The sequence below is a fragment of the Rhodanobacter sp. UC4451_H18 genome (genome assembly GCF_052978225.1).
The window spans coordinates 475714-501559 of sequence record NZ_CM129663.1; the positions used below are offsets into that span (position 1 = coordinate 475714).

A 25846-nucleotide genomic window follows, 5' to 3' on the forward strand; every position below is an offset into this window, starting at 1 on the left:
GATCCCTGGCCGTAAAGGATGCATTATCCGGGCTGGACGACATGCGCACAAACGGCAGCGCGCCGGCAACCAGGCAGGCTGATGGGACACGACCCGCAATACACGATCGAGCTGGGCGACGCGCGCGTGCGGTTGCTCCCTTGGAACCACGCTGACGCCGACGCCCTGGTGGATGCCGTGCGCGACTCCGTGGACAGCGTCGGGCGCTGGCTGCCGTGGTGTCGCGCCGACTACGGCCACGATGCCGCCCATGCATGGATCGCGCATTGCCAGGACGGCTGGCAGGCCGGCAACCATTTCGCCTTCGCGGTGCGCAGTGCGGCCGACGGCTCGCTGCTGGGCGGCGTGGGGCTCAACCAGTTCGAGCCGATCCACCGCCGCGCCAATCTCGGTTACTGGATGCGCCAGGGCTGCCAGCGGCGCGGGCTGGCGACGGCGGCGGCGCAGCGCGTCGCGCGCTTCGGGTTCGAGCAGTTGGGGCTGATCCGCATCGAGATCGTGGCGCTGCCGGACAACGCAGCCAGCCGCGCCACGGCGCTGCGCATCGGCGCACGATTCGAGTCGATCGCGCGCCAGCGCTTGCTGGTGGAGGGGCAACCGCGGGACGCGGCGGTGTACGGGCTGCTGCCGTCGGATCTTCCCTGAGCGTCGACGATCAGCGCGTGCGCTTGATCAGTTCGCTGAGCCGGCGGCGGGCCTTGTGCTGTTGCTCCTTGGTCAGCACCTTCTTGCGTCCGGCGTAGGGGTTTTCGCCCTCGCGGAAGGCAATGCGGACCGGCGTGCCTTCGAGCTTGTAGCGTTTGCGGAAGAAGTTTTCCAGGTAGCGCTGGTAGGCCGGCGCGATGTGCTTGGTGCGCGTGCCGTGGATGACGATGGTCGGCGGATTGGTGCCGCCCGGATGCGCAAAGCGCAGCTTCGGCGCATGGCCGTTGACCAGCGGCGGCTGGTAGCTTTCGTACGCCTTTTCCAGCGTGCGGGTCAGGTCGGAGGAGCTCAGCTCCCTGGTCGCCGACGCGTGCGCGCGCACCACCGCGCGCATCAGCTCGCGCAGCCCGGAACCGTGCAGCGCCGATATGTGCACGCGCTTGGCCCAGTCGACGAACACCAGCCGACGATCCAGCGCGCGCAGGCATTCCTCGCGCTGATAGGCGTCCAGGCCATCCCACTTGTTGAGCGCGATCACCAGCGCCCTGCCCTCGTCGATGGCGTAGCCGATCAGGGTAAGGTCCTGGTCGGCCAGGTTCTCGCGCGCGTCGACCATCATCACCACCACCTGGGCGGCGGCGATCGACTGCAGCGTCTTGATCACGCTGAACTTCTCCACCGCCTCCTCGACCCGCGCCTTGCGTCGGATGCCGGCGGTGTCGATCAGGGTGTAACGCTTGCCGTCGCGCTCCAGCGGCACGCGGATCGGGTCGCGCGTGGTGCCCGCGACGTCGGAGACGATCAGCCGTTCTTCGCCCAGCAGGCGGTTGATCAGCGTGGACTTGCCGGCGTTCGGGCGGCCAACGATCGCCACGCGGATACTGCCGTCCTCCGTGGCCGGCTCGTTCGCGGCATCCTCGTCCGGCGGCAACAGCGGCAGCACGGCGCGGATCAGCTCGTCGGTGCCGCGACCATGCGCAGCGGAAATCGGCAAGGTGGTGGCCATGCCGAAGGCAGCGAATTCCGCCAGGGCGGCCTGTTCATCCAGGCCGTCGATCTTGTTCACGGCGGCGATGATCGGCTTGCCGCTGCGGCGCAACTCGCCAAGGATCACGTGATCCTGCGGCAGCAGGCCGTCGCGCGCATCGACCACGAAGACCAGCACCTGGGCCTCCTCGATCGCCAGTCGCACTTGCCGCGCGGTAAGGACGTCGATCGCCTCCTCGACACCCGACAGACCACCGGTATCGACCGCGAGAAACGGGCGCTCACCCAGATGGCACGCACCGTAATGGCGATCGCGGGTGACCCCGGGCATGTCGGCCACCAGCGCGTCGCGGCTGCGCGTGAGCACGTTGAACAGGGTCGATTTGCCGACATTGGGGCGACCGACCAGGGCGACGACGGGCAGCATGGAAACTTCGTCCCGCGATCAGGGCGAGGACAGGCGGTAGGCGCCGATGTGGCCCTTCACGTCCTGGACGTACACGACATCGCCCACCACCAGCGGCTGCGCGCGGATCGCCTTCTTGGAAAGCCGCTCGCGCGCGGCCAACGCGCCGTCGCCGGTCTGCAGCCAGTGCACATAGCCTTCGGCATCGCCGACCACCACGTAGTTGCCCTGCACGGCCGGCCCGGTCAGCCAACGGTAGCGGAGCGCGTCGTTCTTCCACATGTCGGCGCCGCCGGACTTGTCGAAGGCCCACACGCGCGACTGATCGTCGACGCCGAAGATGGCATTGTATTTCACCGCCAGCGAGGTATAGCTGGAGAACGGATGCGACCACAGCGGGCGGCCACTGGGGCCGTCGATGGCCACCACGTTGCCGTGGTAGGCAGTGCCGTAGAGGGTGCTGCCGTCGAGCAGGATCGCGCCGTCGGCATCGTTCAGACGGTCGATCTCGGTGCGGCCCTCGCCGCTGGCCAGGCGCTGCTCCCACAGCTTGCTGCCGTTGTCCAGGCGCAGCGCGACCAGCAGGCCGTCGTCGCTGCCGAAGAACACCACGCCGTTGGCGACCAGCAAGCCGCCGTTGCCGCGCACGCTCAGCAGCGGCACGTTGCCCTGGTCGTTCACCCACTGGCGCTCGCCGGTGGCCGCGTCAAGGGAATAAACCCGGCCGTTGCTGCCGCGCACGATGACCTGGTTGCCGATGATCACCGGCGAGGCCAGCACCTGGGTATTGAGTTCGGCTTCCCAGCGCGGGCTGCCGTCCTTTGCGTTGACGCCGTAGACGTGGCCGTCCAGCGTGCCCACCGCGAGCAGGTCGCCGCCTACCGCCGGACCGCCCGCATATTGGGCGTCCTTGCGCTTCTTGTCGCCCCAGCCGAACCAGCCGTGCGTGCGCGAACTCTTCGACCACAGCGTCTTGCCGGTCGCCGCATCGAAGGCGGCCAGCTTGCCGTCGGTGCTGTCGGCGTAGAGCACGCCATCGACCACGGTCGGACGCAGCCGCACGCCACTGTCGCCCGCGCCGTCGCCCACTCGTTCGCGCCACAGTCGCGTCACCTGCACCGTCGGCTTGAAATCCTTGGCCAGCGGCGTCGGCGGCTGCACGTTCTCCTTCTTGAAGGAGTGGCAGCCGGCGAGCGTCAGCAGCGAAACCAGCGAAACCAGCATGGCGCGTTTGATCATGTGAACTTTCATGCACCCTGCTTCCCGGCCACGGCCAGGTCATCGAGTTTCATCTGCAAGGCGCCGCGTTGCGGGGCGTCCTCGCTCAGTGCCGACATGGCCGCTTGGTAGGCCTTGCGTGCATCGTCCATGCGTCCAAGCTTGACCATCGCATCGCCGCGGAGTTCCTGCACCATGCCCTGGAAGCTGCCGGGCGGCACGCGGTCGAGCGTGGCCAGCGAGGCCTGGGCCTGGTCGCGCGCCAATTCGACCCGCGCGATGCGCACCAGGGTCAGCGACTTCAGCGGCTCTTCGGTGGTGTGGCTTTCGGCCCACTCCAGCGAGGCCTGGGCCTTGTCCAGTTGCTTGTCCTGCACTTGCTGGCGGGCGCGGTCGCTGACCGCGAACAGCGCATACGGCGATTTGGCGTAATCCTTCATCAACTGGTCGGTCAACTGGGCGGCCACGTCGGGCTTGCCCGACAGCTGCGCCACCTTGGCCTGCTGGTAGAGCTGCGAGGCCGCGCTCTCGTTGCGGGCCTGGTGGTTGCGCCATTGCTGCCATCCGAAGATGCCGACCAGTCCGATAAGAACACCGACAACGATCGAAACGCCGTTCTCGCGCAGCCACTTCTGTACCAACTCGCTCTGTTCGTACTTGTCGTACTCTTCAAATGCCATGCAATCACCGTTCAATAGGCCGCGCACCGCTTGGCGCAGTCCAGCGCGTAAACACAGGTAATGGGTGGATCAGACCCGCCTGGTCGCAGGCGGGCAGTGCGCAAGCATAACCGAATTGGGTCGCCGGCAGCGGCGGCGATGCCGATCAGAGGGCAGTGGCGGAGGCCTTGCCGTCCTGCACTTGCACGCGGAAATGCGCGACGTTGGCGCGGCGGAAATCATCCATTCCCACCGCCTGCCCGTCGATCGCGACCTGGGCGCCGCCGACGTTGCCGATGCTCACGTTCAGCGGCTGGTCGCTGTGATAGACGGCGTGACTGCCCGCCGGCAGCAAACCGTATTCGAGACGCGTGCCGTCGGCACGGGTCACCTCGACCCAGCTCGGCGCGCTGAGCGTCAGCTCCAGCTGATGGCCACCGCTGCCGGCGGCGATCATCGCTGCCGGCGGCGCAGGCACGGCCGGACGAGTGTCGCTGGCGAGGCTCGGGAACGGCGCCATCGAGGCCAGCAACGGCTGCTCTGATGCCGTGTCGGCGGCCGCGGCCTGCACCGGCGCCGCCGGCTGGCGGGCGCGGTCGGCGGCAACCATCGCCGGGGTGCTGGTGCCGGCTTGCTCCTGCTGTGCCACCGGGGCGGCGTCCAGCGGGGCCAAATGGGTGATGTCCCGATCCAGCGTGCTTTTCACGCCGAACCAGAGCGTCGGCACGGCGATCACCAGCGTCAGCACCACGTAGGTGGCCGCAGTGGCGTAGCGGTCGAACAGGAAGCGCGAATGGGAGATGCCGCCACTGGTCACCAGCGGCGCGTCGACCTGGCGGATGCGGTCCACTTCGAGCTGGATGGAGGCGTCGTTGATGCCCAGGTGGCGCCCGTACTTGGCGATGTAGCTGCCCAGGTAGACCTTGGAGTCGGTGCCGTCGTACTGATCCAGTTCCAGCTTGCGCAACACCCGCACCGGCAACCGCAGCGCGTTGGCGCAGGCCTCAAGATCGAGTCCGCGTGCCTCGCGCGCCGCGCGCAGCCGGCTGCCGAAACTCGGCTGGGCCGATTCACCGGCCATCGCTCCCTGCCCCGCTCCATGGGCGAGGGAAGAATGGGTGCCGTCAGGCGCGTGGTCGAACATGGGAGACTGCTGCATGGACGTCATGGGTTGTCGATGGAGTCAAGGGCGTGCGCCTGTTCCGAGTCCGGGAACTGGCTGCGCAGTCGCTTGAGATAATTGCGGGCCCCCTCCGGGTTGCCCATGCTTGATTCGATGTCGTACCCCAGTTTCAGCGCGGCGGCAGTCGGTTTGCCCAGCGCGTCGAAACGCTGCAGGAATGCCCTTGCGCGAAACGCATCTTTCCCCTGGTAAAGAAGGTTTGCGAGCTGGAAGAGTGCCTCGCCATTCTGCGGATTTCGCGCGATGGCGTCACGAAAATCCGCTTCTGCCTTGGTTTTGTCGCCTGCCATCAGCTGGCAGACGCCGGCGTTGGCCAGGGCCTCCGAAGGGGTGGCGTAGAACGGATCGGCCACTGCCTTGCGAAAATAGGTTTCGCCCTCGGCATAGTTGCCCCGCGAACACAGGAACTGGCCGAGGTTGTTGTTCCAGGCACCCTTGGTCGGCTCCAGCGCCACCGCCTTGCGGTAGTGCTGCTCCGCTTCGGCCAGCTTGCCGATCCGCGCGTCGATGTAGGCGAGGACGGTATGGGCGGGAGCGTAGTTCGGGTCGAACTGGAGCGCCATCTGCACCTTGCTCAGCGCCGTCTGCAGGTCGCCGGTGGCAAGGTAATGCTGGCCCAGTTCGGTGTGGATGCGCGCCGCGTCCGTGGCCTGCTCGGCCTTGCTCTCCTGCGGCAGCGGCTTGCCCAGCGCACCGGTGTTGGTATGCGTGGTGACGCAGCCGGCCAGGGCGAACAACAAGCAGGGAATCACCACCCGGTCAAAGCGCATGCAAAGCCCCCTGGTTCTGCCGTTTGCGAAGTTCGGCGCTGCGCCGGGTACGGTCGGCGACCTGCCCCGCCAACTGGCCGCAGGCCGCGTCGATGTCGTCGCCGCGGGTTCGGCGCAGCATGGTCAGCACGCCGGCATTGAGCAGCTGACTCTGGAAATCGTGGATCGCAGCCGCGTCCGAGCGCGCGAACTGCGTACCCGGGAAAGGGTTGAACGGAATCAGGTTGACCTTGCACGTGGGCAGCTTGCGCATCAGCTTGATGAGCTGGCGGGCGTGCTCGGGCTGGTCGTTGACGTCTTTCATCAAGGTGTATTCGAAGGTGATCGAGGTGCGCGGCTTGCGCGCGACCCAGCGCTGGCAGGCCGCCAGCAGCTCGGCGATCGGGTAGCGCTTGTTGATCGGCATCAGTTCGGTGCGCAGCTCGTCGTTGGCCGCGTGCAGCGACACCGCCAGCGACACGTCGATGGCATCGGACAACTGGTCGATCAGCGGCACCAGGCCGGCAGTGGACAAGGTGACGCGCTTCGATGCCAGGCCGAAGCCCAGGTCGTCGCGCATCAGCTTCATCGCCTTCAGCACGTTGTCGAAATTGGCCAGCGGCTCGCCCATGCCCATCATCACCACGTTGGTGATGCGGCGGTTCTGGTGGGTGACGTTGCCCAGGTACTTCGCCGCCACCCACACCTGGCCGATGATCTCGGCGGTGGACAGGTTGCGGTTGAAGCCCTGCGCGCCGGTGGAGCAGAACTGGCAGTTCAGCGCGCAGCCGATCTGCGAGGACACGCACAAGGTGCCGCGGGTCGGCTCGGGGATGTAGACCGTCTCGATCGCATTGCCCGAATCCATGCCCAGCAGCCATTTGTGCGTGCCGTCGGTGGCGACCTTGTCCAGCAGCGTCTTGGGCGCGCCGATGTAGCAAGCCTCGGTGAGCTTGGCGCGCAGCGCCTTGCCCACGTCGGTCATGTTTTCGAAGTTGTCTTCCAGGTCGTGGTAGATCCACTTCATCACCTGCTCGGCGCGATACGGCTTCTCGCCGATCTGCGTGAAGAAATCACGCAGACCCTGGCGATCGAAATCGAGCAGGTTGACCTTGTTCGAGCTGGCGACAACTGAGTTCAAAGAGTGGCTCTTGTGAAGAGTGCGGCCACGGATGGCCGCTGTTTGATCTTCGCGTTCAGGGACGAACGCACTTGTTTCTACTGTGCGGCCACGAGTGGCCGCTGTCTGATCTTCGCGTTCAAGGATGAACGCACGAAATTAACGCGAAACCACATCCGTCGCCGCAAAGAAATAGGCGATCTCCACCTTGGCGGTTTCCACGGCGTCGGAGCCATGCACGGCGTTGGCGTCGATCGACTCGGCGAAGTCGGCGCGGATCGTGCCCGGCGCAGCTTCCTTCGGGTTGGTGGCGCCCATCAGGTCACGATGGGCCAGCACGGCGTTTTCGCCCTCCAGCACGCTGATCATCACCGGGCCGGAGATCATGAACTCGACCAGGGCCTTGAAGAACGGGCGCTCGCGATGTACGGCATAGAAGCCTTCGGCCTCGGCGCGCGACAGCTGCTTCATGCGGGCGGCGACGATTTTCAGGCCGGCCTTTTCGAAACGGGCGTAGATTTCGCCGATGACGTTCTTGGCGACGGCATCGGGCTTGATGATGGAAAGGGTGCGCTCCAGCGCCATGGGATCTGCTCCGGCTGACGGATTTCGGGAAAAGTGATTGAGCGGGCAACTACCGGCAAAGGTAGCCAATTCCGACAAGGAATGAGGATTTAGCCCACTAAAGTCTGACAGATTCTAGCTCATTGGCAAGGATCGCGCAGGCCTGATCCATACGCTCGTTTGACGCCCGGGAAGCGCTTCCCGTATGCTCAAACGATCGTTTGAATCGCGTCAGCTGCCAAAGGACGTCCGCTTCCGTGAACTCGACCAGCTCCACCCGGGATCGCATCCTCGGCACCGCGGAAAAAATGTTCGCCCAGCGCGGCTTCGATGGCGCCTCGCTGCGCCAGCTTACCGCCGCCGCCGGGGTCAACCTGGCCGCCGTCAACTACCACTTCGGCTCCAAGGAGAAACTGGTCGAGGAGGTATTCCGCCGGCGCCTGGACGCCTTGAATGCCAATCGCCTGGCCGCCCTGCACAAGCTGGCCGGCGGCGAGGCCACGCTCGAACAGGTGCTCGCCGCCTACATCCGCCCGGCGCTGGAGCTGTCGCACGACGGCAAGGGCGCCCTGTTCATGCGCGTGCTGGCGCGCGCCTTCGCCGAGCACGACGACAACTTGCGCCGTTTCCTGTCGGAGAACTACGGCCACGTCATGCGCCAGTTCACCGCCGAATTCGCCCGGCTGCTGCCGCACCTGGGCAAGGCCGAGCTGTACTGGCGCATCGACCTCGTGACCGGTGCGCTGACCCACGCCATGTCGGGCTTCGGCATGATCCAGCGCAAGGGCGACGTCAGCGAACAAGAGCATCTTGAGCAGACCGTCCAGCACCTGATCCGCTTCGCCGCCGCCGGGCTGAGCCACCCGTGAACTCACCCCGCCAGCGCTGCCTGCCCCATTGATCGCGTCACCACCATCGCACCATCGGAGAAGCCAATGACCGCTGCATCTTCCCCCACCCTCGGCTTGCGCATCCGCAAGGCCGCCGTGCTGGGCGCCGGTGTCATGGGCGCGCAGATTGCCGCGCACCTGACCAACGCCGGCGTGGAAACCGTGCTGTTCGACCTGCCCGCGAAAGAGGGTCCGAAGAGCGGCATCGCGCTGAAGGCGATCGCCAACCTGGCCAAGCTGTCGCCGGCCCCGCTGGCCGACAAGGCCCTGGCCGCCTCGATCATCCCGGCCAACTACGACGATGATCTCGATCACCTGAAGGATGTCGACCTGGTCATCGAGGCCATTGCCGAGCGCATGGACTGGAAACTCGACCTGTACAAAAAGATCGCCGGCCACCTGTCGAAGACCGCGATCATCGCCTCCAATACCTCGGGCCTGTCGATCAACACGCTGGCCGAGGCGCTGCCGGAGGAAATGCGCCACCGCTTCTGCGGCGTGCACTTCTTCAATCCGCCGCGCTACATGCACCTGGTCGAGTTGATCCCGACCCGGCTCACCGACCAGAACGTGCTGGACGGCCTCGAAGCCTTCCTGGTCACCACCGTCGGCAAGGGCGTGGTGATCGCCAAGGACACGCCCAACTTCATCGGCAACCGCATCGGCGTGTTCTCGATGCTCGCCACCATGCATCACACCGAGCAGTTCAAGCTCGGCTTCGACACCGTCGACGCGCTGACCGGCCCGGCCGTGGGCCGCCCCAAGAGCGCCACCTACCGCACCGCCGACGTGGTCGGCCTGGACACCATGGCCCACGTGATCAAGACCATGGCCGATACCCTGCCCGACGATCCCTGGCACCGGTACTTCAAGGCGCCGGCGTGGCTGGCCGGCCTGATCGAGAAGGGTGCGTTGGGCCAGAAGACCGGCGGCGGCTTCTACAAGAAGGTCGGCAAGGACATCCAAGTATTGGATGTGGCCAAGCAGGACTTCCGCCCGTCCGAACAAAGGCCCTCCGATGAAGTCGCCGCGATTTTGGCGATCAAGGACCCCGCCGAGAAGTTCGGCAAGCTGCGCGCCTCCAGCGACCCGCAGGCGCAGTTCCTGTGGGCCACTTTCCGCGATCTGTTCCACTACACCGCCTATCACCTGGCCGACATCGCCGACACCGCGCGCGACGTGGATTTCGCCATCCGCTGGGGCTATGGCTGGAAGCTCGGGCCGTTCGAGACCTGGCAGGCCGCGGGCTGGCAGCAGGTCGCCGAATGGGTCAATGAAGACATCAAGGCCGGCAAGGCGATGAGCGATGCGCCCCTGCCCGCCTGGGTCACCGACGGTCGCACGGGCGTGCACGGCAAGAACGGTTCGTATTCGGCCAGCGCCAACGCCGACAAGCCGCGTTCGCGGCACCCGGTGTACCAGCGCCAGTTGTTCCCCGATCCGATCCTGGGCGAGAAGTTCGATACCGGCAGCACGGTGTGGGAGAACGACGGCATCCGCCTGTGGACGCTGGGCGACGACGGCGTCGGCATCATCTCGTTCAAGACCAAGATGAACACGGTGAACGACCACGTGCTCGACGGCATCCAGCACGCGATCAGGCTGGCCGAGGAAAAGCTCAAGGCGGTGGTGATCTGGCAGACCGGCGAACCCTTCTCCGCCGGCGCGGATCTCAAGGGCGCGCTGGGCCTGCTGAAGGACGGCAAGTTCGACGACTTCGGCAAGATGGTCGCCAACTTCCAGCGCACCAGCATGGCGATCAAGCACGCCCTGGTGCCGGTGGTCTCCGCCGTGCGCGGCATGGCCTTCGGTGGCGGCTGCGAATTCCAGATGCATTCCGCCCGGACGGTTGCGGCACTGGAAAGCTACATCGGCCTGGTCGAGGCCGGCGTCGGCCTGCTGCCCGCCGGTGGCGGCCTGCATGAACTGGCCGTCCGTGCGTCCAGGGCCAATCCGGCCGATCCGTTCGAGGAACTGAAGAAGGTGTTCGAGACCGTGGCGATGGCCAAGGTTTCCCCCAGCGCCATCGAGGCGAAGAACATGGGCCTGCTGCGCGACAGCGACGTGGTCGTGTTCAACGCCTATGAACTGCTGTACGTCGCCAAGAAGGTGGCATTGTCGCTGGCCGAAGCCGGCTACCGCCCGCCCCTGCCTGCCCAGGTCATCGTCGCCGGCGACGTCGGCACCGCCACCTTCAAGGCGCAACTGGCCAACCTGCAAGCCGGCTACTTCGCCTCCGAGCACGACGTCGACATCGCCTCGCGCATCGCCGACACCCTGTGCGGCGGCGTAATCGAGCGCGGCTCGACCGTTGACGAGGAATGGCTGCTGGCACTGGAACGCAAGCACTTCGTGGAGCTGGCAAAAACCGAAAAGACCCAAGCCCGTATTGCGCACACGATGACCACCGGCAAGCCGCTCAGGAATTGACCAGACCCCTCCACGCCGTCATCCCAGCAAAAGCTGGGATCCAGCGCCTCGAGACACAACGTCAAGACACTGGATGCCAGCTTTCGCTGGCATGACGATCAAAAACCAAAGCCGTCGCTGCTTCATGCGCGACGCCACGGAGCAAGAACCATGACCAAGCAAGTGCAAGACGCCTACATCGTCGCCGCCACCCGCACCCCGGTCGGCAAGGCGCCGCGCGGCGTGTTCCGCAACACCCGCCCGGACGACATGCTCGCCCACGTGATCCGCGCCGTGATGGCGCAGGCGCCGGGCATCGACCCGCACCAGATCGGCGACGTCATCATCGGCTGCGCCATGCCCGAGGCCGAGCAAGGCATGAACGTGGCGCGCATCGGCCTGCTGCTGGCCGGCCTGCCGCACACCGTGCCCGGCGTCACCGTCAACCGCTTCTGCTCCTCCGGCCTGCAGTCGGTGGCGATGGCCGCCGACCGCATCCGCCTGGGCCTGGACGACCTGATGCTCGCCGGCGGCACCGAGAGCATGAGCATGGTGCCGATGATGGGCCACAAGATCGCCATGAACCCCGCGATCTTCCAGGACGAGAACATCGGCATCGCCTACGGCATGGGCATCACCGCCGAAAACGTCGCCAAGCAGTGGAAAGTCAGCCGCGAGCAGCAGGACGCGTTCGCCGTCGAAAGCCACCGCCGCGCCCTGGCTGCCCAGGCCGCCGGCGAGTTCAAGGCCGAGATCACCCCGTTCCAGCTCGATGACCATTACCCGGATCTCGCCAGCCGCGGCATCACCACCGACAACCGCGTCATCGACCAGGACGAAGGCCCGCGCGCCGGCACCACGCCCGAAGTGCTGGCCAAGTTGAAAACCGTGTTCCGCAACGGCCAGTTCGGCGGCACCGTCACCGCCGGCAACTCCAGCCAGATGTCCGACGGCGCCGGCGCCGTGCTGTTGGCCAGCGAAAAGGCCATCAAGCAATACAACCTGCAGCCGCTTGCCCGCTTCGTCGGCTTCTCCGTCGCCGGCGTGCCGCCCGAAGTCATGGGCATCGGCCCGAAGGAAGCGATCCCGAAAGCACTGGCGCAAACCGGCATCACCCAGGATCAGCTCGACTGGATCGAACTCAACGAAGCCTTCGCCGCCCAGGCACTCGCCGTGATGGGCGACCTCAAGCTCGACCCGGCCAAGGTCAACCCGCTCGGCGGCGCGATCGCGCTCGGCCACCCGCTCGGTGCGACCGGCGCGGTGCGCATCGCCACGCTGGTGCACGGCATGCGCCGACGCAAACAGAAGTACGGCATGGTGACGATGTGCATCGGCACCGGCATGGGTGCGGCGGGAATCTTCGAGGCACTCTGAAGTTCGTCATTCCGGCGAAGGCCGGAATCTGAAACTGGAACGGCGCCGTAGCGATACGGCGCCGTTCGCGTTTGAGTGGATCTGATCCGCTTGCAAACCCTTCTCGGCCAAGGGATGCGTTGTCCAGCGGATACGGTGCTCGTTTGACGTATTACGTCAAACGTAATACCGTCAGCGCGTGATCAGGAGCTTTCATTGCAAGGATACGCAGGCGCTGTTCGAGGGTGGCGATCCTCGTCGGTTCCGTGCCATCAAGGACGCCGCCATCCGCAAGTTGTCGCAACTCGATGCCGCGCAAACGCTTGAGTTTCTGCGTTCACCGCCTGGCAACCAGTTCGAAGCCCTCAAGCACGATCGCGCTGGCCAGCACAGCATCCGCATCAACCGGCAGTGGCGCGTTTGCTTTGTGTGGACAGCCAGCGGACCCGAGCACGTCGAAATCGTGGATTACCACTGAGAGAGCCACATGAAACTTCCCGTCAATCGCATGCGCCCTGTACATCCCGGCGAAATCCTGCGCGAGGACTACCTCACCCCGCTGGGGATGAGCGCCAACGCCTTGGCCGTGGCACTGAGCGTACCGGCCACCCGCATCCACGAAATCGTCAACGAGCGCCGCGGCATCAGCGCCGACACTGCCGAGCGCCTGGCACGCTACTTCGGCGGCGACGCGGTGTCCTGGCTGAACCTGCAGGCAACTTACGATCTCAAGACACTGGCCACACGCGACGAAATCCTGCGCCGGGTGGAGCCACGGGCCGCGTGACTGGAGCGCCACAGGTTAGCTATTCCGTCCCGTGGGAGCATCAGTGACTTGAGGTGGTCAAACCAGCTTAATTACCCCCGTCCCCTTTGATTGGATCGGGCGGGAGGGGTCGGGCAGATGCATGGAGCGCATCATGTCCTTGTGCATCGCGTCGACGTGGCCTTGCATCGCGCGTTGGTCGCCGGTCAGGCCGGCGGCTTCGATGCCGGCGAGGTGGCCGGCGGTGGCGAGCGGGTTGGTCGCGCCGGCCTGCTGCGGTCGGCGGGTGTTTGACGGTACGTCTGCATCGGTCCTGCTGCAGCCTGCAGCGGCCATGCAGATGACGGCGGCAGCCATCGGCCAGCGTTTCATGGTCATCCATTTCCCCCGGAATACCGGCCGAGCATAACGCAGGAGTGCGAAGACGCTCACGTTCCACGGCAAGGCGGAAGGCTTCGCGCTTTCGTGGTCGGGATGCCCGGCGTCGCGGTTGGAGGTCGTGGCCCCGCCACCAAGCAGAAGAGCCTTGACGCCGGCCTTCCCGACATCGTCGTCTGAGCAGACAGCGCCGATGGCGGGATTTTTTTGTTTCGGCATCGCGCGAAGAAGTGCCAACGCCGGGGTTCCATCGTTCCACTGACGGAGAGATAGCCTTGCGCGCCGAGTCCGGAACCCCGTCGCCGGGGCTTTTTGCTCCGATCTCGATTTTCAAAACTCATACACTCCCCCATCCATACGACAACAAGGACGACGAACATGGGTATCGGCATCGGAATGCGCGGCATCGACCTGCAGAAGTTCCTCATGGTGGCGCGGGAGCGCAAGGTCATCCTGCTCGTGCGTCATACCAACGAGGATTCGCTGCGCTACGTCGGCATGCCCGGCTATTACCCCAAACCGGCCCTGTTGAAAGCCAAGACCGCCGACGTCAACCCGCCGGGCCCCATGCGCTCGGTGGCGGGGCGCATGGTGAAACAGGACTACGTCATCGCCGGGCTGGTGGTGCACCCGGGCATGCACCCCGGGGCTTTCAAGTCAGCCAAGCGGGACAAGGCGATGAAGGCCTGGCACGACGGCATGCAATACTTGGCGGCCGAGAACAAGACGCCGCCCATGGGCGATCCGCAGCGCCCGGAAAGCTGGGCGGCCTGGGGCGTGGGCCGCGCCGCCGCCTGCTCGGCCGAGTGGCGCTGGCGCGTCGACGTCGACCCCGCATCCCGCCACTACGGCTGCCTGCAGCTCGACCACGCCGGCAAGGGCTGGGTCTACATCCACGGCGACTACGATCTGAAGGATGTGATCGTTCGCGGCAAGGAAACCGACAACCGACGCCATGAAGGCCAACTCCACGGCGTCAAGAACTTCACCCCGCTGCTCCCGGACATGGAGTTCGAGCGCATCCGCAGCTCGCTGAACCAGCTGATCGGCGCCGACATGGTGCAGCACGGCGCGGAGGCGCAGTTCGCGTGGCACGGCGACGAACCCGTCACCGTGGTGTTCCCCGACTGGACCTTCCTGCTGCTGACCGACGCCACCACGGTGCAACGCTGGTACGAAGAACTGAACCGGTCCGTGCTCGCCGAGAAAGGCCACGACTACGTACGCGACCGCTCCCGCATGTTCCACTTCGGACCGCAGGGGATGTTCGCGCCCGGTGCCATGCCGTTGTCGAGCTGGGGATAGGCGAAAGGCGGAAACCCGAGTACCCGGGTCAGGCGAGGCTCCACAGTCGCATGGATTTCACGACCGCCTTCGCAAAGTACGCCGCTGGCGATGGACGATTGCCGCGAAGCCGTGATCGGCACGCAGCAGAAGGCGGGTGAACATGCGGCGACTCATCAGTGTGCTTGGCGCGGTGTTGCTCGGCGTGGCCCTGGCGGCCTGCTCGCCGCCCGCGCCCGTGGTCAAGCCGGTGTCGAAGGCGTTGCCGCCGACCGTGGGCACGCCGGCGGCGCGCTACGTGCATGCCGAGACCGACAAACACCAGGATCAGTCGGGCTTTCGCCTGCTGATCCGCAGCACCGATGCGTTGATGAGCCGCGTGGCGTTGGCCGACCACGCGCAGCATTCGCTGGATCTGCAGTACTACATCTTCGACAACGACGCGACCGGGCGACTGATGGCGCAGCGCCTGCTGGCCGCGGCCGACCGTGGCGTGCGCGTGCGCCTGCTGGTGGACGACATCAACGCCAGCCAGGCGATCGACCTGTTCGACGCGCTGGATACCCACCCGAACATCGAGGTGCGCCTGTTCAACCCGTTCGCCACGAAGAAGCCGTCGGTATTCTCCAAGGCTGCCCAGTTCCTGCTCGACACGCACCGGCTGAACCGGCGCATGCACAACAAGTCGTTCATCGCCGACGGCAACGTGGCGATCGTCGGCGGACGCAACATCGGCGATGCATACTTCGACGCGGGCGAGGACACCCATTTCCGCGACCTCGACCTGATCGCGATCGGCCCGGTGGTGCCACAGGCCTCGCAGGCCTTCGACGAGTACTGGAACTGCGACGCGGCTTATCCGGTGAAGGCATTCCATGGCAAGCATGCCGATCATGTCGACCTGGCGAAACTGCGGACCGAACTGGCGCACGATGCGCGCGCGTTCGCGCAATCGGATTACGCCCAGGCCACGCTGGACGCCCTGCCCTACGGCGCCTCCGCCGACCGCAAAGGCCAGTGGTTCTGGGGACCGGCCACGCTGGTGGCCGACCAGCCGGCCAAGATCGAGGCGACCGAGGACCAGCCCGAGCTGCGCATCGGCCCGGACATCAAGGCGATGGCGGATGGCACGCAGCACGAGTTGCTGCTGATCTCGCCCTACTTCATCCCCGGCGAGCGCGGCACGGCCTATCTCGATGCGCTGGCCAGGCGCGGGGTGACGGTCAAGGTGCTGACCAATTCGCTGGCCTCGAACGACGAGCCGATCGTTTACTCGGGCTACTCGCGCTATCGCCGACCGCTGCTGGAGAGCGGCGTGCAGCTGTACGAATTGCGACCTGCCGCGGGTGCGCCGCAACGGGTCACCACCGGGGGCACCTCCTCCGGCGTCAGCCTGCATGCCAAGGCCATCGTGGTGGATCGGCGCAAGGTGTTCATCGGCTCGATGAACATGGACGCGCGCTCGAAGCTGCTCAACACCGAGATGGGCATCATCGTCGACTGTCCGCTGCTGGCCGCGGCGGTCACCGCGTTCTTCGACAGCGCCACGCTGCCCGAGCAGGCCTACCGCGTGATCCTGAAGCAGGACGGCTCGGCGCATGGCGGCGCCATGCAATGGCAGGCCACGGAACACGGCAAGCCGGTGACCTACGACCACGACCCCGGCGCCACCACCGGCCGCCGGGTCGAGGTGCAGATGCTCAAGCTGCTGCCGCTGGAAAGCCTGCTCTAGGCCCGCTCAAGCGCGTGGCCGCACCGACGCCGGACGGTCGTCGGCATGCGCTGCCCACAACCGGCGCAGCTGCCGCGCCGAACCCAGGCCCGCGCACTCGGCCGCCCGCTCCACGTTGTCGCCGTTGGCCAGCGCCTGCCGCGCGAGCGCCAGCCGCAGGCGCGCGTGGTACCGGTTGACCGACATGCCGCTGGCTTCGCGGAAGTGGCGCGTGAGGCTGCGCACGCTCAGGTGGCCGATGTCGGCCAGCCGCGCCAGCGGCCAGTCCTGCGCGGGCGCCTTGAGCAGTGCATCCTGCACGCGGTGGATGGCCATGTTCATGTGGTTGCGCCCTTCCAGCCACGGTGACAGCGCCGGGTCGCCGGCGGCGCGGCGCATGTAGACGGCCATTTCCCGCGCCACGGCGACGGCCAGGCGCGGCGAGCCGAGCCTGGCGATCAGGTGCAGCGCGAGGTCGATGCCGGCGGTGATGCCGGCGCTGGTGCAGACCTCGCCGTCTTCCACGAACACGCGGCTGTCCAGCACCTCGGCCGCCGGCGCCAGTTGGCGCAGCTCGTCGAGCAGGCTGTGGTGCGTGGTGCAGCGCCGCCCGTCGAGCAGGTCGGCGGCCGCCGCCAGCAGCGCGCCGGAACAGACGCAGGCCAGCGGTCGGCCAGCGACGACATGGCGCCGCAACCAGGCCACCAGCGCCTTGCCGGCCGCCGACGACAACAGGCGCGCGGTGCTGCCGGTGGCACCGCACACCACGATCAGCACGTGCTCGGGCAACTTCGCCGGCAGCGGTTCGACGCCGGCAAGACTGACGCCCAGCGCGGTTGGTGCCGCCTCGCCCGCCACCACCGGCGCCATCAGCCGCAGGCGCACCGGCAAGCCCATCGCCGCGGCAATGCGAAAGGCGTCTGCGGCACCGGCCAGATCCAGCAGGATCAGGTCCGGTGGCAGCACGAAGCACACCTCAGTGATCGGCGAGGACGTCATCGACGGTGCGGATGCGGGCAAAGCGTCCATCCAGAACCAGTTCCGTGCGTTGCTTGATGTCCTGCGCATCGTAGCGAGTGCCGCTGCCGGCGTGGACCATCGGAAAGGTCAGCGTGGCCTCGGTGACGTAGTCGACGTCGAAGCCGAGATCGGAAGCGACCCGGGCAGTCGTCTCGCAGCATTGCTCGCTGCGGATGCCGCTGATGATGACGCGGCCGATGCCGCGCTCGCGCAGCCATGCCTGCAGGCCGGTGCCGGTGAACGCGTTGTGCACCTGCTTGCGGAACACCGTGTCGTGCACCTGCGGCACCCACGCCATCGGCTGCACCAGCCCCGACGCCACACTGAAGTGACCGGTGGCCTCCTCGTGCAGGATGCGCACGATCGGCCAGCCGCGGGCGCTCGCGCCGTCGATCAGCTGCAACAACTTCTCGCGGAACGCCGGCAGGTCGTCTTCGCGCCAGTACGGTGCCTGCAGGAACGATTGCTGCACGTCGATGACCAGCAAGGCGGGGGTGTCGGACATGGGGCGACTCCATCATGGGGGAGCCGTCACTCTAGGCAGCCGCTGCTTTCTCGACGAGCCCTGCACCGGACCCGGAGCGGACCGATCCGGCCAAGCTTTTCCGGCCAAACTTGCCGGCCGACCTCGCCGGCAGAACTCGCCTCAGTGCGGCGCCCGTCCCGCCACCCGTTCGATGCGCCGGTCCGGCACCAGCCACAGCAGGGCGGCCACGCCATACAGCAGTTGCGCGATCCACGCGGCGCGGAACGAGACGAGGATGGCACTGGCGTAGATCACCGGCGAGAGTTTTCCCTTCCAGTCGCCGCCGACGGCGCGGGCCAGCGCGGATGCCCTGCCCTCGGCGCGGATCAGCGCGCGTTGCAGCATCCAGTACGCCAGCGCCGCCATCAGCAGCACCACGCCGTACAGCGCCGTCGGCCCCTGCGCGAAGTGGTTTTCGCCCATCCAGCCGGTGGCGAACGGCAGCAGCGACAGCCAGAACAGCAGATGCAGGTTGGCCCACAACACCGCGCCGCTGACCGGGCCGGCCAGTTGCAGCATGTGGTGGTGGTTGTTCCAGTAGATGCCCACGTAGACGAAGCTCAGCACGTAGCTGAGAAACACCGGCGCCATAGGCAGCAGCGCCGCCAGCGTCTCGCCGTGCGGCACCTTCATCTCCAGCACCATGATGGTGATGATGATGGCGAGTACGCCGTCGCTGAACGCCTCGAGTCGGTTCTTGTGCATCGTCGCCCCCGGGATCGATCGAAGTCGAGTATCCGACGAGGCGCCCCGGGGCGCGAGCCCCGGTTGCCATGCAGCCGCGCTCAAACCTCGTCGGAACCCTCGTTGACGCCCTCGAACAGGAAGGTCGACAGGTAGCGTTCGCCGGTGTCGGGCAGCATCGCGAGCAGGACCGATCCGGCCGGCGCGTCCTTCGCCACTTCAAGCGCCGCGGCCAGCGTGCCGCCGGAGGACAGCCCGGTGAAGATACCCTCGCGCCGGGCCAGTTCCCTCGCGGTGTCGCGCGCCACCACGTCGTCGACGGTGACGATCCGGTCGACCACCTTGGCATTGAGCACGGCGGGCACGAAGTCCGGCGTCCAGCCCTGGATCTTGTGCGGCTGCCACTCCTTGCCGCCGAGCAGCGAGGCGCCGGCCGGCTCCGCGCCAATCACCTTGACCTGCGGCCGAGCCACTTTCAGCACCTCCCCCACGCCGGTGAGCGTGCCGCCGGTGCCCCAGCCGCTGACGAAGTAGTCCAGCCGCCGGCCGGCGAAGTCGCCGAGCACTTCGGCCGCCGTGGTCTGGCGGTGGTAGGCCGGGTTGGCCGGGTTCTCGAACTGGTCGGCGAGGAACCAGCCATGCTGTTTCGCCAGTTCGGCGGCCTTCTCCACCATGCCGGTACCGCGTGCCGCACCGGGGGTGAGCACCACCTTGCCGCCATAGGCGCGGATCAGCTTGCGCCGCTCCAGCGAAAACGTGTCGGACATCACCGCCACGAACGGATAGCCGCGCGCCGCGCACACGGCGGCCAGCGCCACGCCGGTATTGCCGGACGTGGCCTCCACCACGGTCTGCCCGGGTTTGAGCGTGCCGCGCTGCTCGGCGTCCAGGATGATCGCCAGGGCGAGTCGGTCCTTCACCGAACCGGCCGGGTTGAACGCCTCGATCTTCACGTAGATGCTCACGTGTGCGGGCGCCAGGCGGTGCAGCTTCACGATCGGCGTGCGGCCGATGGTGTCCAGGATGTTGTCGTAGATCATGGGTGTCTCCTCGGGGAATCGGACGTGAGGAACGGGCGCATGGACGAAGGCAGATGATGCGCCGATTCGGGATCGGTCAACAGGCGGCGCGATGGATCGCCTCGAGCACGCCATCGCGCGCCGCCGCGGCGGCGGGCAAGGCGTGCACGGTCGCGCCCAGCGGGGCGGCGCCGAACCAGGCCAGCGACGGCGCCAAGGCGGCCACCTCGCCCAGGATCAGCAGCGCCGGCGAGCTCACGGCGTGGGCTGCGGCTCGCTCGGCAAGGTTGCCCAGCACGCCGCAGACTACGCGCTGGTTCGGCAGCGAGCCGTTTTCGATCAGGGCGAACGGCGTGGACGCAGCGCGGCCGTGTTCGACCAGGCGCGCCTGCAGGGTCGCCAGCTCGTTCACGCCCATGTAGATCGCCAGCGTCTGCCGCTCCTGCGCCAGCGCAGGCCAGTCCACGGTGTCGTGCGAATGGCGGCAATGCGCGGTGACGAAGCGCACTGACTGGGCGCGCTCGCGATGAGTCAGCGGCACCCCCGAGTAAGCCGCGCAGGCCACGGCGGCGGTGATGCCGGGCACCACTTCGAAAGGAATCGCGTGGGCGTGCAGAAACTCCAGCTCCTCGCCGCCGCGACCGAACACGAACGGGTCGCCGCCCTTCAGCCGCACCACCCGCTTGCCGGCACGCGCATGCTCCAGCAGCAAGGCGTGGATCGCCTCCTGCGTGGTGTGGTGCCGGCCGGCCTGCTTGCCGACCTCGATCCGCTCGGCATCGCGCCGGGCCAGCGCCAGCACGCCGGCACCGACCAGCCGGTCGTGCAGGATCACGTCGGCCTCGTTGAGCGCGCGCAATGCACGCAAGGTCAACAGGCCCGGATCGCCGGGGCCGGCGCCCACCAGCACCACCGAACCGGTGGCCGGCGACGGCGCGTCGGCGAGAGCATGTTCCGCCGCCGCCTGCGCCTCGCCATCTCGCTGCTGGCGCAACAATTGCACCACCGGCCCGGCCAGCAGGCTGTCGTAGAAGGCGCGTCGCGCCGCCAGTGCGGGAAAACGGGCACGAATGCGCGGGCGCAGCCGGGCCATCAGCCGGGCCAGCGCGCCCAGCGAATCATCCAGCAGCGCTTCCAGCCGCTCGCGCAGCAGGCGCGAGAGCATCGGCGCCTCGCCGCCGCTGGAGATCGCGATGGTCAGCGGTGCGCGGTCGATCACCGCCGGCACGTGGAAGCTGGACAGCGCCGCATCGTCGACCACGTTGACGAAGATCCGGCGCAACTCGCCCACACTGGCCACCAGCGCGTTGATCTCGCGATCGGGCGTGGCCGCCACCACCAGCCACACGCGCTCCAGCCAGCTCTCGCGGAACGGATCGGTGCGATGGGCGATACGGCCCTGCCGCACCCAGCGCTGCAGGCGCGGCGTGAGGCTGGGCGCGTTCACCGTCACCTGCGCCCGAGCCTGCAGCAGTGCTGCCACCTTGCGCTCGGCCACCGCGCCGCCACCGACCACCAGCACGGCGCGCTGCGACAACGAGGCAAAGATCGGGTAGAGCTTCATGCGCAGGAATGGCCGGAGCAAGGGGTTCGCCTACGCTACGAAGCCGCCACCGGCACCACAAATGATTTGTGCCTTGGTGCTTATGCCGTCGCGGCATGACCGGAAGGCCCGATTGACATGCAACACGAATGGACGTATAGACGTCCAATATGAAAGTATGTCATTCCATCGACAAGGGTATCCGTGACGACCGGCCAGGGGCTCGTCACGCCGGCGGCCGGGGGATTGCACGATGTATGCGCAGCTGCATCGCCCATCCGTCCCCCGACCATCGCCCACGGACTCCTGCCCATGACGCTTACCCAGCTGCGCCATCTCATCGCCATCGCCGACTCCGGCCTCAACATCACCCTGGCGGCCGAGCGCGTGCATGCCACCCAGCCCGGTCTCAGCAAGCAGCTGCGCCAGCTTGAGGACGAGCTGGGTTTTCAGCTCTTCGTGCGCAAGGGCAAGAGCCTGGATGCGGTGACCCACGCGGGCGAGCAGGTGATCGAACGGGCGCGGATCATCCTGGCCGAGGCAACCAACATCCGCGCGATCGCCGCGAACCTGCGCAACGAGGCCCACGGCGAGCTGCGCATCGCCACCACGCATACCCAGGCTCGCTTCGCCCTGCCCGCGGCAATCGCCGCGCTCAATGCCAGCTTCCCCCAGGTCAGCGTGCATCTGGAGCCGACCCGCGACGCCGACGTGCTGGCCCGGCTGGAAGCCGGTCAGGTCGATCTGGCCATTATCAGCAGCGCCGGCAGCGCGCCGGCCGTCGGCATGGCGTTTGCCGCCTATCGCTGGCAACGGGTGATCGTCACCCCGCGCGACCATCCGCTGGCGCGGCGCGCCGCCGCGCCCACGCTGACCGAGCTGGCGGGCCTGCCGCTGGTCAGCTACGACTCCTCGCTGCGGCCGGAGTCGTCCTTGCGCCGCGCGTTCGAGGAGGCCGGGCTGTCACCGCAGATCGCGATGACTGCCGGTGACGCCGACCTGATCAAGACCTACGTGCGCGCCGGCATGGGTGTGGGCATCCTCGCCGAAATGGCCATGCAGCCGGGCGACGCCGACCTGCTCGCGCTGCCCGCCGATGCGTTGTTCGCGCCGTGCACGACCTGGGTGGTACTGCGCCGGGACAGCGTGCCGCGTGAGTACACGCTGGCCTTCATCCACCAGTTTGCACCCCATCTCGGTCGCCACGAACTGCGCCGCGCGCTGGCCGGCGAACCACCGCGCGACGGCTGGGCCGAGGTGCCGCACTGGCGCGAACGTCAGCGGTCGCCTGCCGCGCAAGTCGCCTGACGCTCCTGGTCGGGCCCGCTCCCGCAAGGACGGCTGACGATGCCCTGACGGCCACGCGCCATCTCACCCGGTGAGACGCGCACGCGGCCTAATCCGCGGACCTTCGCGCGGAGCCTGCCGATGAACACATTACCCGACCGCTACGCCAGCGACGACCTCGTGCTGGACGGGCCGGGCGACGGCCGCAGCCTGGCCCGGCGGCTGTCGAAGCGCTATGCCGCGCGGATCACCGGCGCCTTCGTGGTGCCCGGTCGGGAGGGCACGTTCGCGCCGCTGCCCGACGATCTCCCCGATGCGCTGGCCGGGGCGCTGCGCACGCGCGGCATCGAGCAGCTCTACAGCCATCAGGCCGAGGCATGGCAAGCCACGCGGGCGGGCGCGCACGTGGCCATCGTCACGCCCACCGCCTCGGGCAAGTCGCTGTGCTACACGCTGCCGGTCATCAGCGCTGCCATGACCGATCACGCCAAGGCGCTGTACCTGTTCCCCACCAAGGCGCTGGCGCAGGACCAGGTGGCCGAGCTGCTGGAGCTGAACCGGGCCGGCGCGCTGGGGGTCAAGGCATTCACCTTCGATGGCGACACGCCCGGCGATGCGCGACAGGCGATCCGCCTGCATGGCGACATCGTGGTCAGCAATCCGGACATGCTGCACCAGGGCATCCTGCCGCATCACACCAAGTGGGCGCAGTTCTTCGAGAACCTGCGCTACGTGGTGATCGATGAGGTGCACACGTATCGGGGCGTGTTCGGCTCGCACGTGGCCAACGTGATCCGCCGGCTCAAGCGTGTCTGCGCGTTCTACGGCGTCACCCCGCAGTTCATCCTGTGCTCGGCCACCATCGGCAATCCGCGGGAACACGCCGAGGCGCTGATCGAGGATGCGGTCACCGCAATTACCGAAAGCGGTGCACCCACCGGCGACCAGCACGTGCTGCTGTGGAACCCGCCGGTGGTGAACCCCGACCTTGGTCTGCGCGCCTCGGCGCGCTCGCAGACCAACCGCATCGCGCGGCTGGCGATCAAGAGCGGCATGAAGACGCTGGTGTTCGCCCAGTCGCGCAGCATGGTCGAGGTGCTCACCAAGTACCTCAAGGACGTGTTCGACCACGATCCGCGCAAGCGCCCGCGCATCCGCGCCTATCGCGGCGGCTACCTGCCGAAGGAGCGCCGCGCCGCCGAGCGCGCGATGCGCGAGGGCAGCATCGACGGCATCGTCAGCACCTCGGCGCTGGAACTGGGCGTGGACATCGGCAGCCTCGACGCGGTGGTGCTGAACGGCTACCCGGGCTCCGTCGCCGCGACGTGGCAGCGTTTCGGTCGTGCCGGGCGCCGCCAGCAATCGGCGCTGGGCGTGCTGGTGGCCAGCTCCGACCCGCTGGACCAGTACCTGGTGCGCCACCCGGAGTTCTTCCAGGGCGCTTCGCCGGAGCACGCGCGCATCCAGCCCGATCAACCGCTGATCCTGCTCGACCACATCCGTTGCGCCGCGTTCGAGCTGCCGTTCACCGGCGACGAGATGTTCGGCACCGAGGTCGCCACGCCGTGGCTCGACCTGCTGCGCGAGGAAGGCGTGCTGCACCGCGAGGGCGATCGCTGGGAATGGATCGCCGACAGCTACCCGGCCATCGCGGTGTCGCTGCGCTCGGTGGCCGACGGCAACTTCGTGGTGGTCGACCGCACCGACGGCCGCCAGACCATCATCGCCGAAGTCGACTACTCCGCCGCCGCGGTCACCTTGTACGAAGGCGCGATCCACATGGTCCAGTCGCTGCCCTACCAGGTGGAGAAGCTGGACTGGGAAGGCCGCAAGGCCTACGTCACGCGCACCAGCGTCGACTACTACACCGACGCCATCGACTACACCCGGCTCAAGGTGCTGGACTGTTTCGACAGCGCGCACGCCGGCTGCGGTCAGGCCCATCACGGCGAGGTGCACGTGGTGCGCCGGGTGCCCGGCTACAAGAAGATCCGCTTCTATTCGCACGAGAACATCGGCTACGGCCCGGTCAACCTGCCCGACCAGGAACTGCACACCACGGCGGTGTGGTGGCAGCTGCCGCAGATGGTGCTGGAAGCCGCGTTCGAGCAACGCCAGCAGGCGCTCGACGGTTTCCTCGGCGCGGCTTACGCGCTGCACATCGTCGCCACCGTGGCGGTGATGGCCGAGGCGCGCGACCTGCAGAAAGCCGTGGGCTCGGGCGACGGCGCCTGGTTCGCCAGCACCGACCTCCACGGTCGCGGCCAGCTGCGCGGCAGCGATGGCCAGCCCGCCGCGCTGGCGCCGGATGCGCCGTTCACGCCCACCGTCTACCTGTACGACGCGTTCCCCGGCGGCATCGGCCACAGCGAACCGCTGTTCCGGCGTCGCGAGGACTTGCTGGCGCAATCGGTCAGCCTGATCGAACGCTGCGACTGCCGCGCCGGCTGCCCCGCCTGTGTCGGCCCGGTACTGGCGACGGACGAGCAGACCGCCGACGATCCGGCCGTCGCCACGCCCAAGGCCCTCGCCCTGCGCGTGCTCGCGCTGCTGGTGGCGTTGTGAGCGTGAACCCCCTCATCGCGAAGCTGCGCCAGCTGCGCAGCGAGGCGGGACATGCCCACGCCGCCGTGCCTGCCCGCCATGCGCTGGATGCAGCGACGCCGGGAACCCCCCGCGTCGCGCCGCCCTCTTCCGCGATGGCGCCCGAGCTGCGCCGGCTGCTCCAGCGCCACGCCCGGCTCAAGCGCGGCACCGCCGCGGTGCCGTCATCCCGCGACCGCGAGGTGCCCGGCTTCGAACTTTCCCCCGGCCTGCGCTACACCGAGGCGTTTGCCGACTGGCTCGTTCCGCCGCCGGTCATCGACGCCGGCTTCGCCCGCATGGAACCCGTGCACCACGATCGCCTGCTGCACTTCGACACCGAGACCACCGGCCTGGCCGGCGGCACCGGGACCCGCGCCTTCATGATCGGCGCGGCCGACTGGCAGGGTGGCCGCCTGCGCATCCGCCAGCTCACCATCACCACCATGGCGGCGGAGACCGCCATGCTGCGCACCTTCGCCGGCTGGCTGGACGAGGACACCGTGCTCGTCAGCTATAACGGCAAGTGCTACGACGCGCCGCTGCTGGCAACGCGCTACCGTCTCGCCCGCCTGCCGAACCCGCTGGCCGGCCGCGGCCACCTGGACCTGCTGCATCCGGTGCGCCGCGACTGGAAACACCAGTGGCCGAACTGTCGCCTCGCCACCGCCGAGCGCCAGCTGCTCGGCGTCGTGCGCGAGGACGACCTGCCCGGCGCGGAGGCCCCCGCCGCCTGGCTCACCTACCTGCGCGGCGGCTCCGCCCGCAACCTGCGCCGCGTCGCCGCGCACAACGCGCAGGATCTGAAAAGCCTGGCCGGGGTGCTGCTGCACATGGCGAACCTGCGGGCACCATGACC

Annotated in this window: 24 protein-coding genes; 11 read left to right on the forward strand and 13 right to left on the reverse strand. The window is 67.6% G+C overall.

The window, feature by feature from the left end; all coding sequences use genetic code 11:
- The first annotated feature begins 81 nt into the window (after positions 1-81).
- Complete coding sequence (locus ACVCMG_RS02385; protein ID WP_447114794.1) at positions 82-645, forward strand: GNAT family N-acetyltransferase; 564 nt, start codon at positions 82-84, stop codon at positions 643-645.
- 10 nt (positions 646-655) lie between these two features.
- Here ACVCMG_RS02385 and der read toward each other — a convergent pair whose 3' ends face one another.
- From der to ndk, 7 genes are all read right to left on the reverse strand, one after another.
- Positions 656-2059, reverse strand: a complete 1404-nt coding sequence (gene der / locus ACVCMG_RS02390; RefSeq protein ID WP_395118423.1) for a ribosome biogenesis GTPase Der — start codon at positions 2057-2059, stop codon at positions 656-658.
- A gap of 18 nt (positions 2060-2077) precedes the next feature.
- Positions 2078-3277: an outer membrane protein assembly factor BamB gene (gene bamB, locus ACVCMG_RS02395; protein ID WP_447098943.1), complete on the reverse strand. Its 1200-nt coding sequence runs from the start codon at positions 3275-3277 to the stop codon at positions 2078-2080.
- An 8-nt stretch (positions 3278-3285) separates the two neighbouring features.
- The gene (locus tag ACVCMG_RS02400) at positions 3286-3936 is read right to left on the reverse strand and encodes a YfgM family protein (RefSeq protein ID WP_447114795.1); all 651 of its coding nucleotides are present in this window, start codon (positions 3934-3936) and stop codon (positions 3286-3288) included.
- A gap of 145 nt (positions 3937-4081) precedes the next feature.
- Complete coding sequence (locus tag ACVCMG_RS02405) at positions 4082-4996, reverse strand: helix-turn-helix domain-containing protein (protein ID WP_447114796.1); 915 nt, start codon at positions 4994-4996, stop codon at positions 4082-4084.
- An 83-nt stretch (positions 4997-5079) separates the two neighbouring features.
- Positions 5080-5835, reverse strand: a complete 756-nt coding sequence (pilW, locus tag ACVCMG_RS02410; protein WP_447099553.1) for a type IV pilus biogenesis/stability protein PilW — start codon at positions 5833-5835, stop codon at positions 5080-5082.
- Between the two features lie 22 nt (positions 5836-5857).
- Positions 5858-6988, reverse strand: a complete 1131-nt coding sequence (gene rlmN / locus ACVCMG_RS02415; protein WP_447106106.1) for a 23S rRNA (adenine(2503)-C(2))-methyltransferase RlmN — start codon at positions 6986-6988, stop codon at positions 5858-5860.
- A gap of 138 nt (positions 6989-7126) precedes the next feature.
- Positions 7127-7552 (reverse strand): nucleoside-diphosphate kinase, encoded by a 426-nt coding sequence (gene ndk / locus ACVCMG_RS02420; RefSeq protein ID WP_395118411.1) that lies wholly within the window; start codon positions 7550-7552, stop codon positions 7127-7129.
- A 236-nt stretch (positions 7553-7788) separates the two neighbouring features.
- Here ndk and ACVCMG_RS02425 point away from each other — a divergent pair, with 236 nt between their 5' ends.
- The 5 genes from ACVCMG_RS02425 (at position 7789) to ACVCMG_RS02445 (ending at position 12973) form a co-directional block, all read left to right on the forward strand.
- On the forward strand, positions 7789-8400 hold the full coding sequence (locus ACVCMG_RS02425; RefSeq protein WP_395118409.1) for a TetR/AcrR family transcriptional regulator: 612 nt from the start codon (positions 7789-7791) through the stop codon (positions 8398-8400).
- Between the two features lie 66 nt (positions 8401-8466).
- The gene (locus ACVCMG_RS02430) at positions 8467-10851 is read left to right on the forward strand and encodes a 3-hydroxyacyl-CoA dehydrogenase/enoyl-CoA hydratase family protein (protein ID WP_447114797.1); all 2385 of its coding nucleotides are present in this window, start codon (positions 8467-8469) and stop codon (positions 10849-10851) included.
- Between the two features lie 150 nt (positions 10852-11001).
- Positions 11002-12207, forward strand: coding sequence for an acetyl-CoA C-acyltransferase (locus tag ACVCMG_RS02435; RefSeq protein WP_447114798.1), 1206 nt, complete (start codon positions 11002-11004; stop codon positions 12205-12207).
- A 178-nt stretch (positions 12208-12385) separates the two neighbouring features.
- Positions 12386-12664, forward strand: a complete 279-nt coding sequence (locus tag ACVCMG_RS02440) for a type II toxin-antitoxin system RelE/ParE family toxin (RefSeq protein ID WP_447098948.1) — start codon at positions 12386-12388, stop codon at positions 12662-12664.
- A 9-nt stretch (positions 12665-12673) separates the two neighbouring features.
- Positions 12674-12973 (forward strand): HigA family addiction module antitoxin, encoded by a 300-nt coding sequence (locus ACVCMG_RS02445; RefSeq protein WP_447114799.1) that lies wholly within the window; start codon positions 12674-12676, stop codon positions 12971-12973.
- A gap of 57 nt (positions 12974-13030) precedes the next feature.
- Here ACVCMG_RS02445 and ACVCMG_RS02450 read toward each other — a convergent pair whose 3' ends face one another.
- Positions 13031-13567, reverse strand: coding sequence for a hypothetical protein (locus ACVCMG_RS02450; RefSeq protein ID WP_447114800.1), 537 nt, complete (start codon positions 13565-13567; stop codon positions 13031-13033).
- Between the two features lie 141 nt (positions 13568-13708).
- On the opposite strand from ACVCMG_RS02450, the gene ACVCMG_RS02455 reads away from it, so the two are divergent.
- Both ACVCMG_RS02455 and ACVCMG_RS02460 read left to right on the forward strand, forming a co-directional pair.
- The gene (locus ACVCMG_RS02455) at positions 13709-14635 is read left to right on the forward strand and encodes a hypothetical protein (RefSeq protein WP_447114801.1); all 927 of its coding nucleotides are present in this window, start codon (positions 13709-13711) and stop codon (positions 14633-14635) included.
- Positions 14636-14777: 142 nt separating this feature from the next.
- Positions 14778-16346 carry a phospholipase D family protein gene (locus tag ACVCMG_RS02460; protein WP_447114802.1) on the forward strand — a complete coding sequence of 523 codons (1569 nt, stop codon included), beginning with the start codon at positions 14778-14780 and terminating at the stop codon, positions 16344-16346.
- A gap of 6 nt (positions 16347-16352) precedes the next feature.
- On the opposite strand, the gene ACVCMG_RS02465 is transcribed toward ACVCMG_RS02460, so the two are convergent.
- The 5 genes from ACVCMG_RS02465 to cysG form a co-directional block, all read right to left on the reverse strand.
- A complete protein-coding gene (locus ACVCMG_RS02465) occupies positions 16353-17354 on the reverse strand; it encodes a GlxA family transcriptional regulator (RefSeq protein ID WP_447114803.1) in 1002 nt (333 codons plus the stop codon).
- Positions 17302-17850, reverse strand: coding sequence for an isochorismatase family protein (locus tag ACVCMG_RS02470; RefSeq protein WP_447100409.1), 549 nt, complete (start codon positions 17848-17850; stop codon positions 17302-17304). The genes ACVCMG_RS02465 and ACVCMG_RS02470 overlap by 53 nt, the downstream gene beginning before the upstream one ends.
- A gap of 141 nt (positions 17851-17991) precedes the next feature.
- Positions 17992-18576: a TMEM175 family protein gene (locus tag ACVCMG_RS02475; RefSeq protein ID WP_395118391.1), complete on the reverse strand. Its 585-nt coding sequence runs from the start codon at positions 18574-18576 to the stop codon at positions 17992-17994.
- An 80-nt stretch (positions 18577-18656) separates the two neighbouring features.
- Entirely contained in the window at positions 18657-19595 is a 939-nt protein-coding gene (cysK, locus tag ACVCMG_RS02480) for a cysteine synthase A (RefSeq protein ID WP_395118389.1), read from the reverse strand.
- Positions 19596-19671: 76 nt separating this feature from the next.
- Positions 19672-21138, reverse strand: a complete 1467-nt coding sequence (cysG, locus tag ACVCMG_RS02485; RefSeq protein WP_447115385.1) for a siroheme synthase CysG — start codon at positions 21136-21138, stop codon at positions 19672-19674.
- Between the two features lie 291 nt (positions 21139-21429).
- Here cysG and ACVCMG_RS02490 point away from each other — a divergent pair, with 291 nt between their 5' ends.
- The 3 genes from ACVCMG_RS02490 to ACVCMG_RS02500 all read left to right on the forward strand — a co-directional run bounded on the left by ACVCMG_RS02490 (position 21430) and on the right by ACVCMG_RS02500 (position 25844).
- Positions 21430-22425: a LysR substrate-binding domain-containing protein gene (locus ACVCMG_RS02490; RefSeq protein ID WP_395118387.1), complete on the forward strand. Its 996-nt coding sequence runs from the start codon at positions 21430-21432 to the stop codon at positions 22423-22425.
- A 120-nt stretch (positions 22426-22545) separates the two neighbouring features.
- Positions 22546-24969: a DEAD/DEAH box helicase gene (locus ACVCMG_RS02495; protein WP_395118385.1), complete on the forward strand. Its 2424-nt coding sequence runs from the start codon at positions 22546-22548 to the stop codon at positions 24967-24969.
- Positions 24970-24971: 2 nt separating this feature from the next.
- Entirely contained in the window at positions 24972-25844 is an 873-nt protein-coding gene (locus tag ACVCMG_RS02500; protein WP_447114804.1) for a ribonuclease H-like domain-containing protein, read from the forward strand.
- Positions 25845-25846 lie beyond the last annotated feature (2 nt).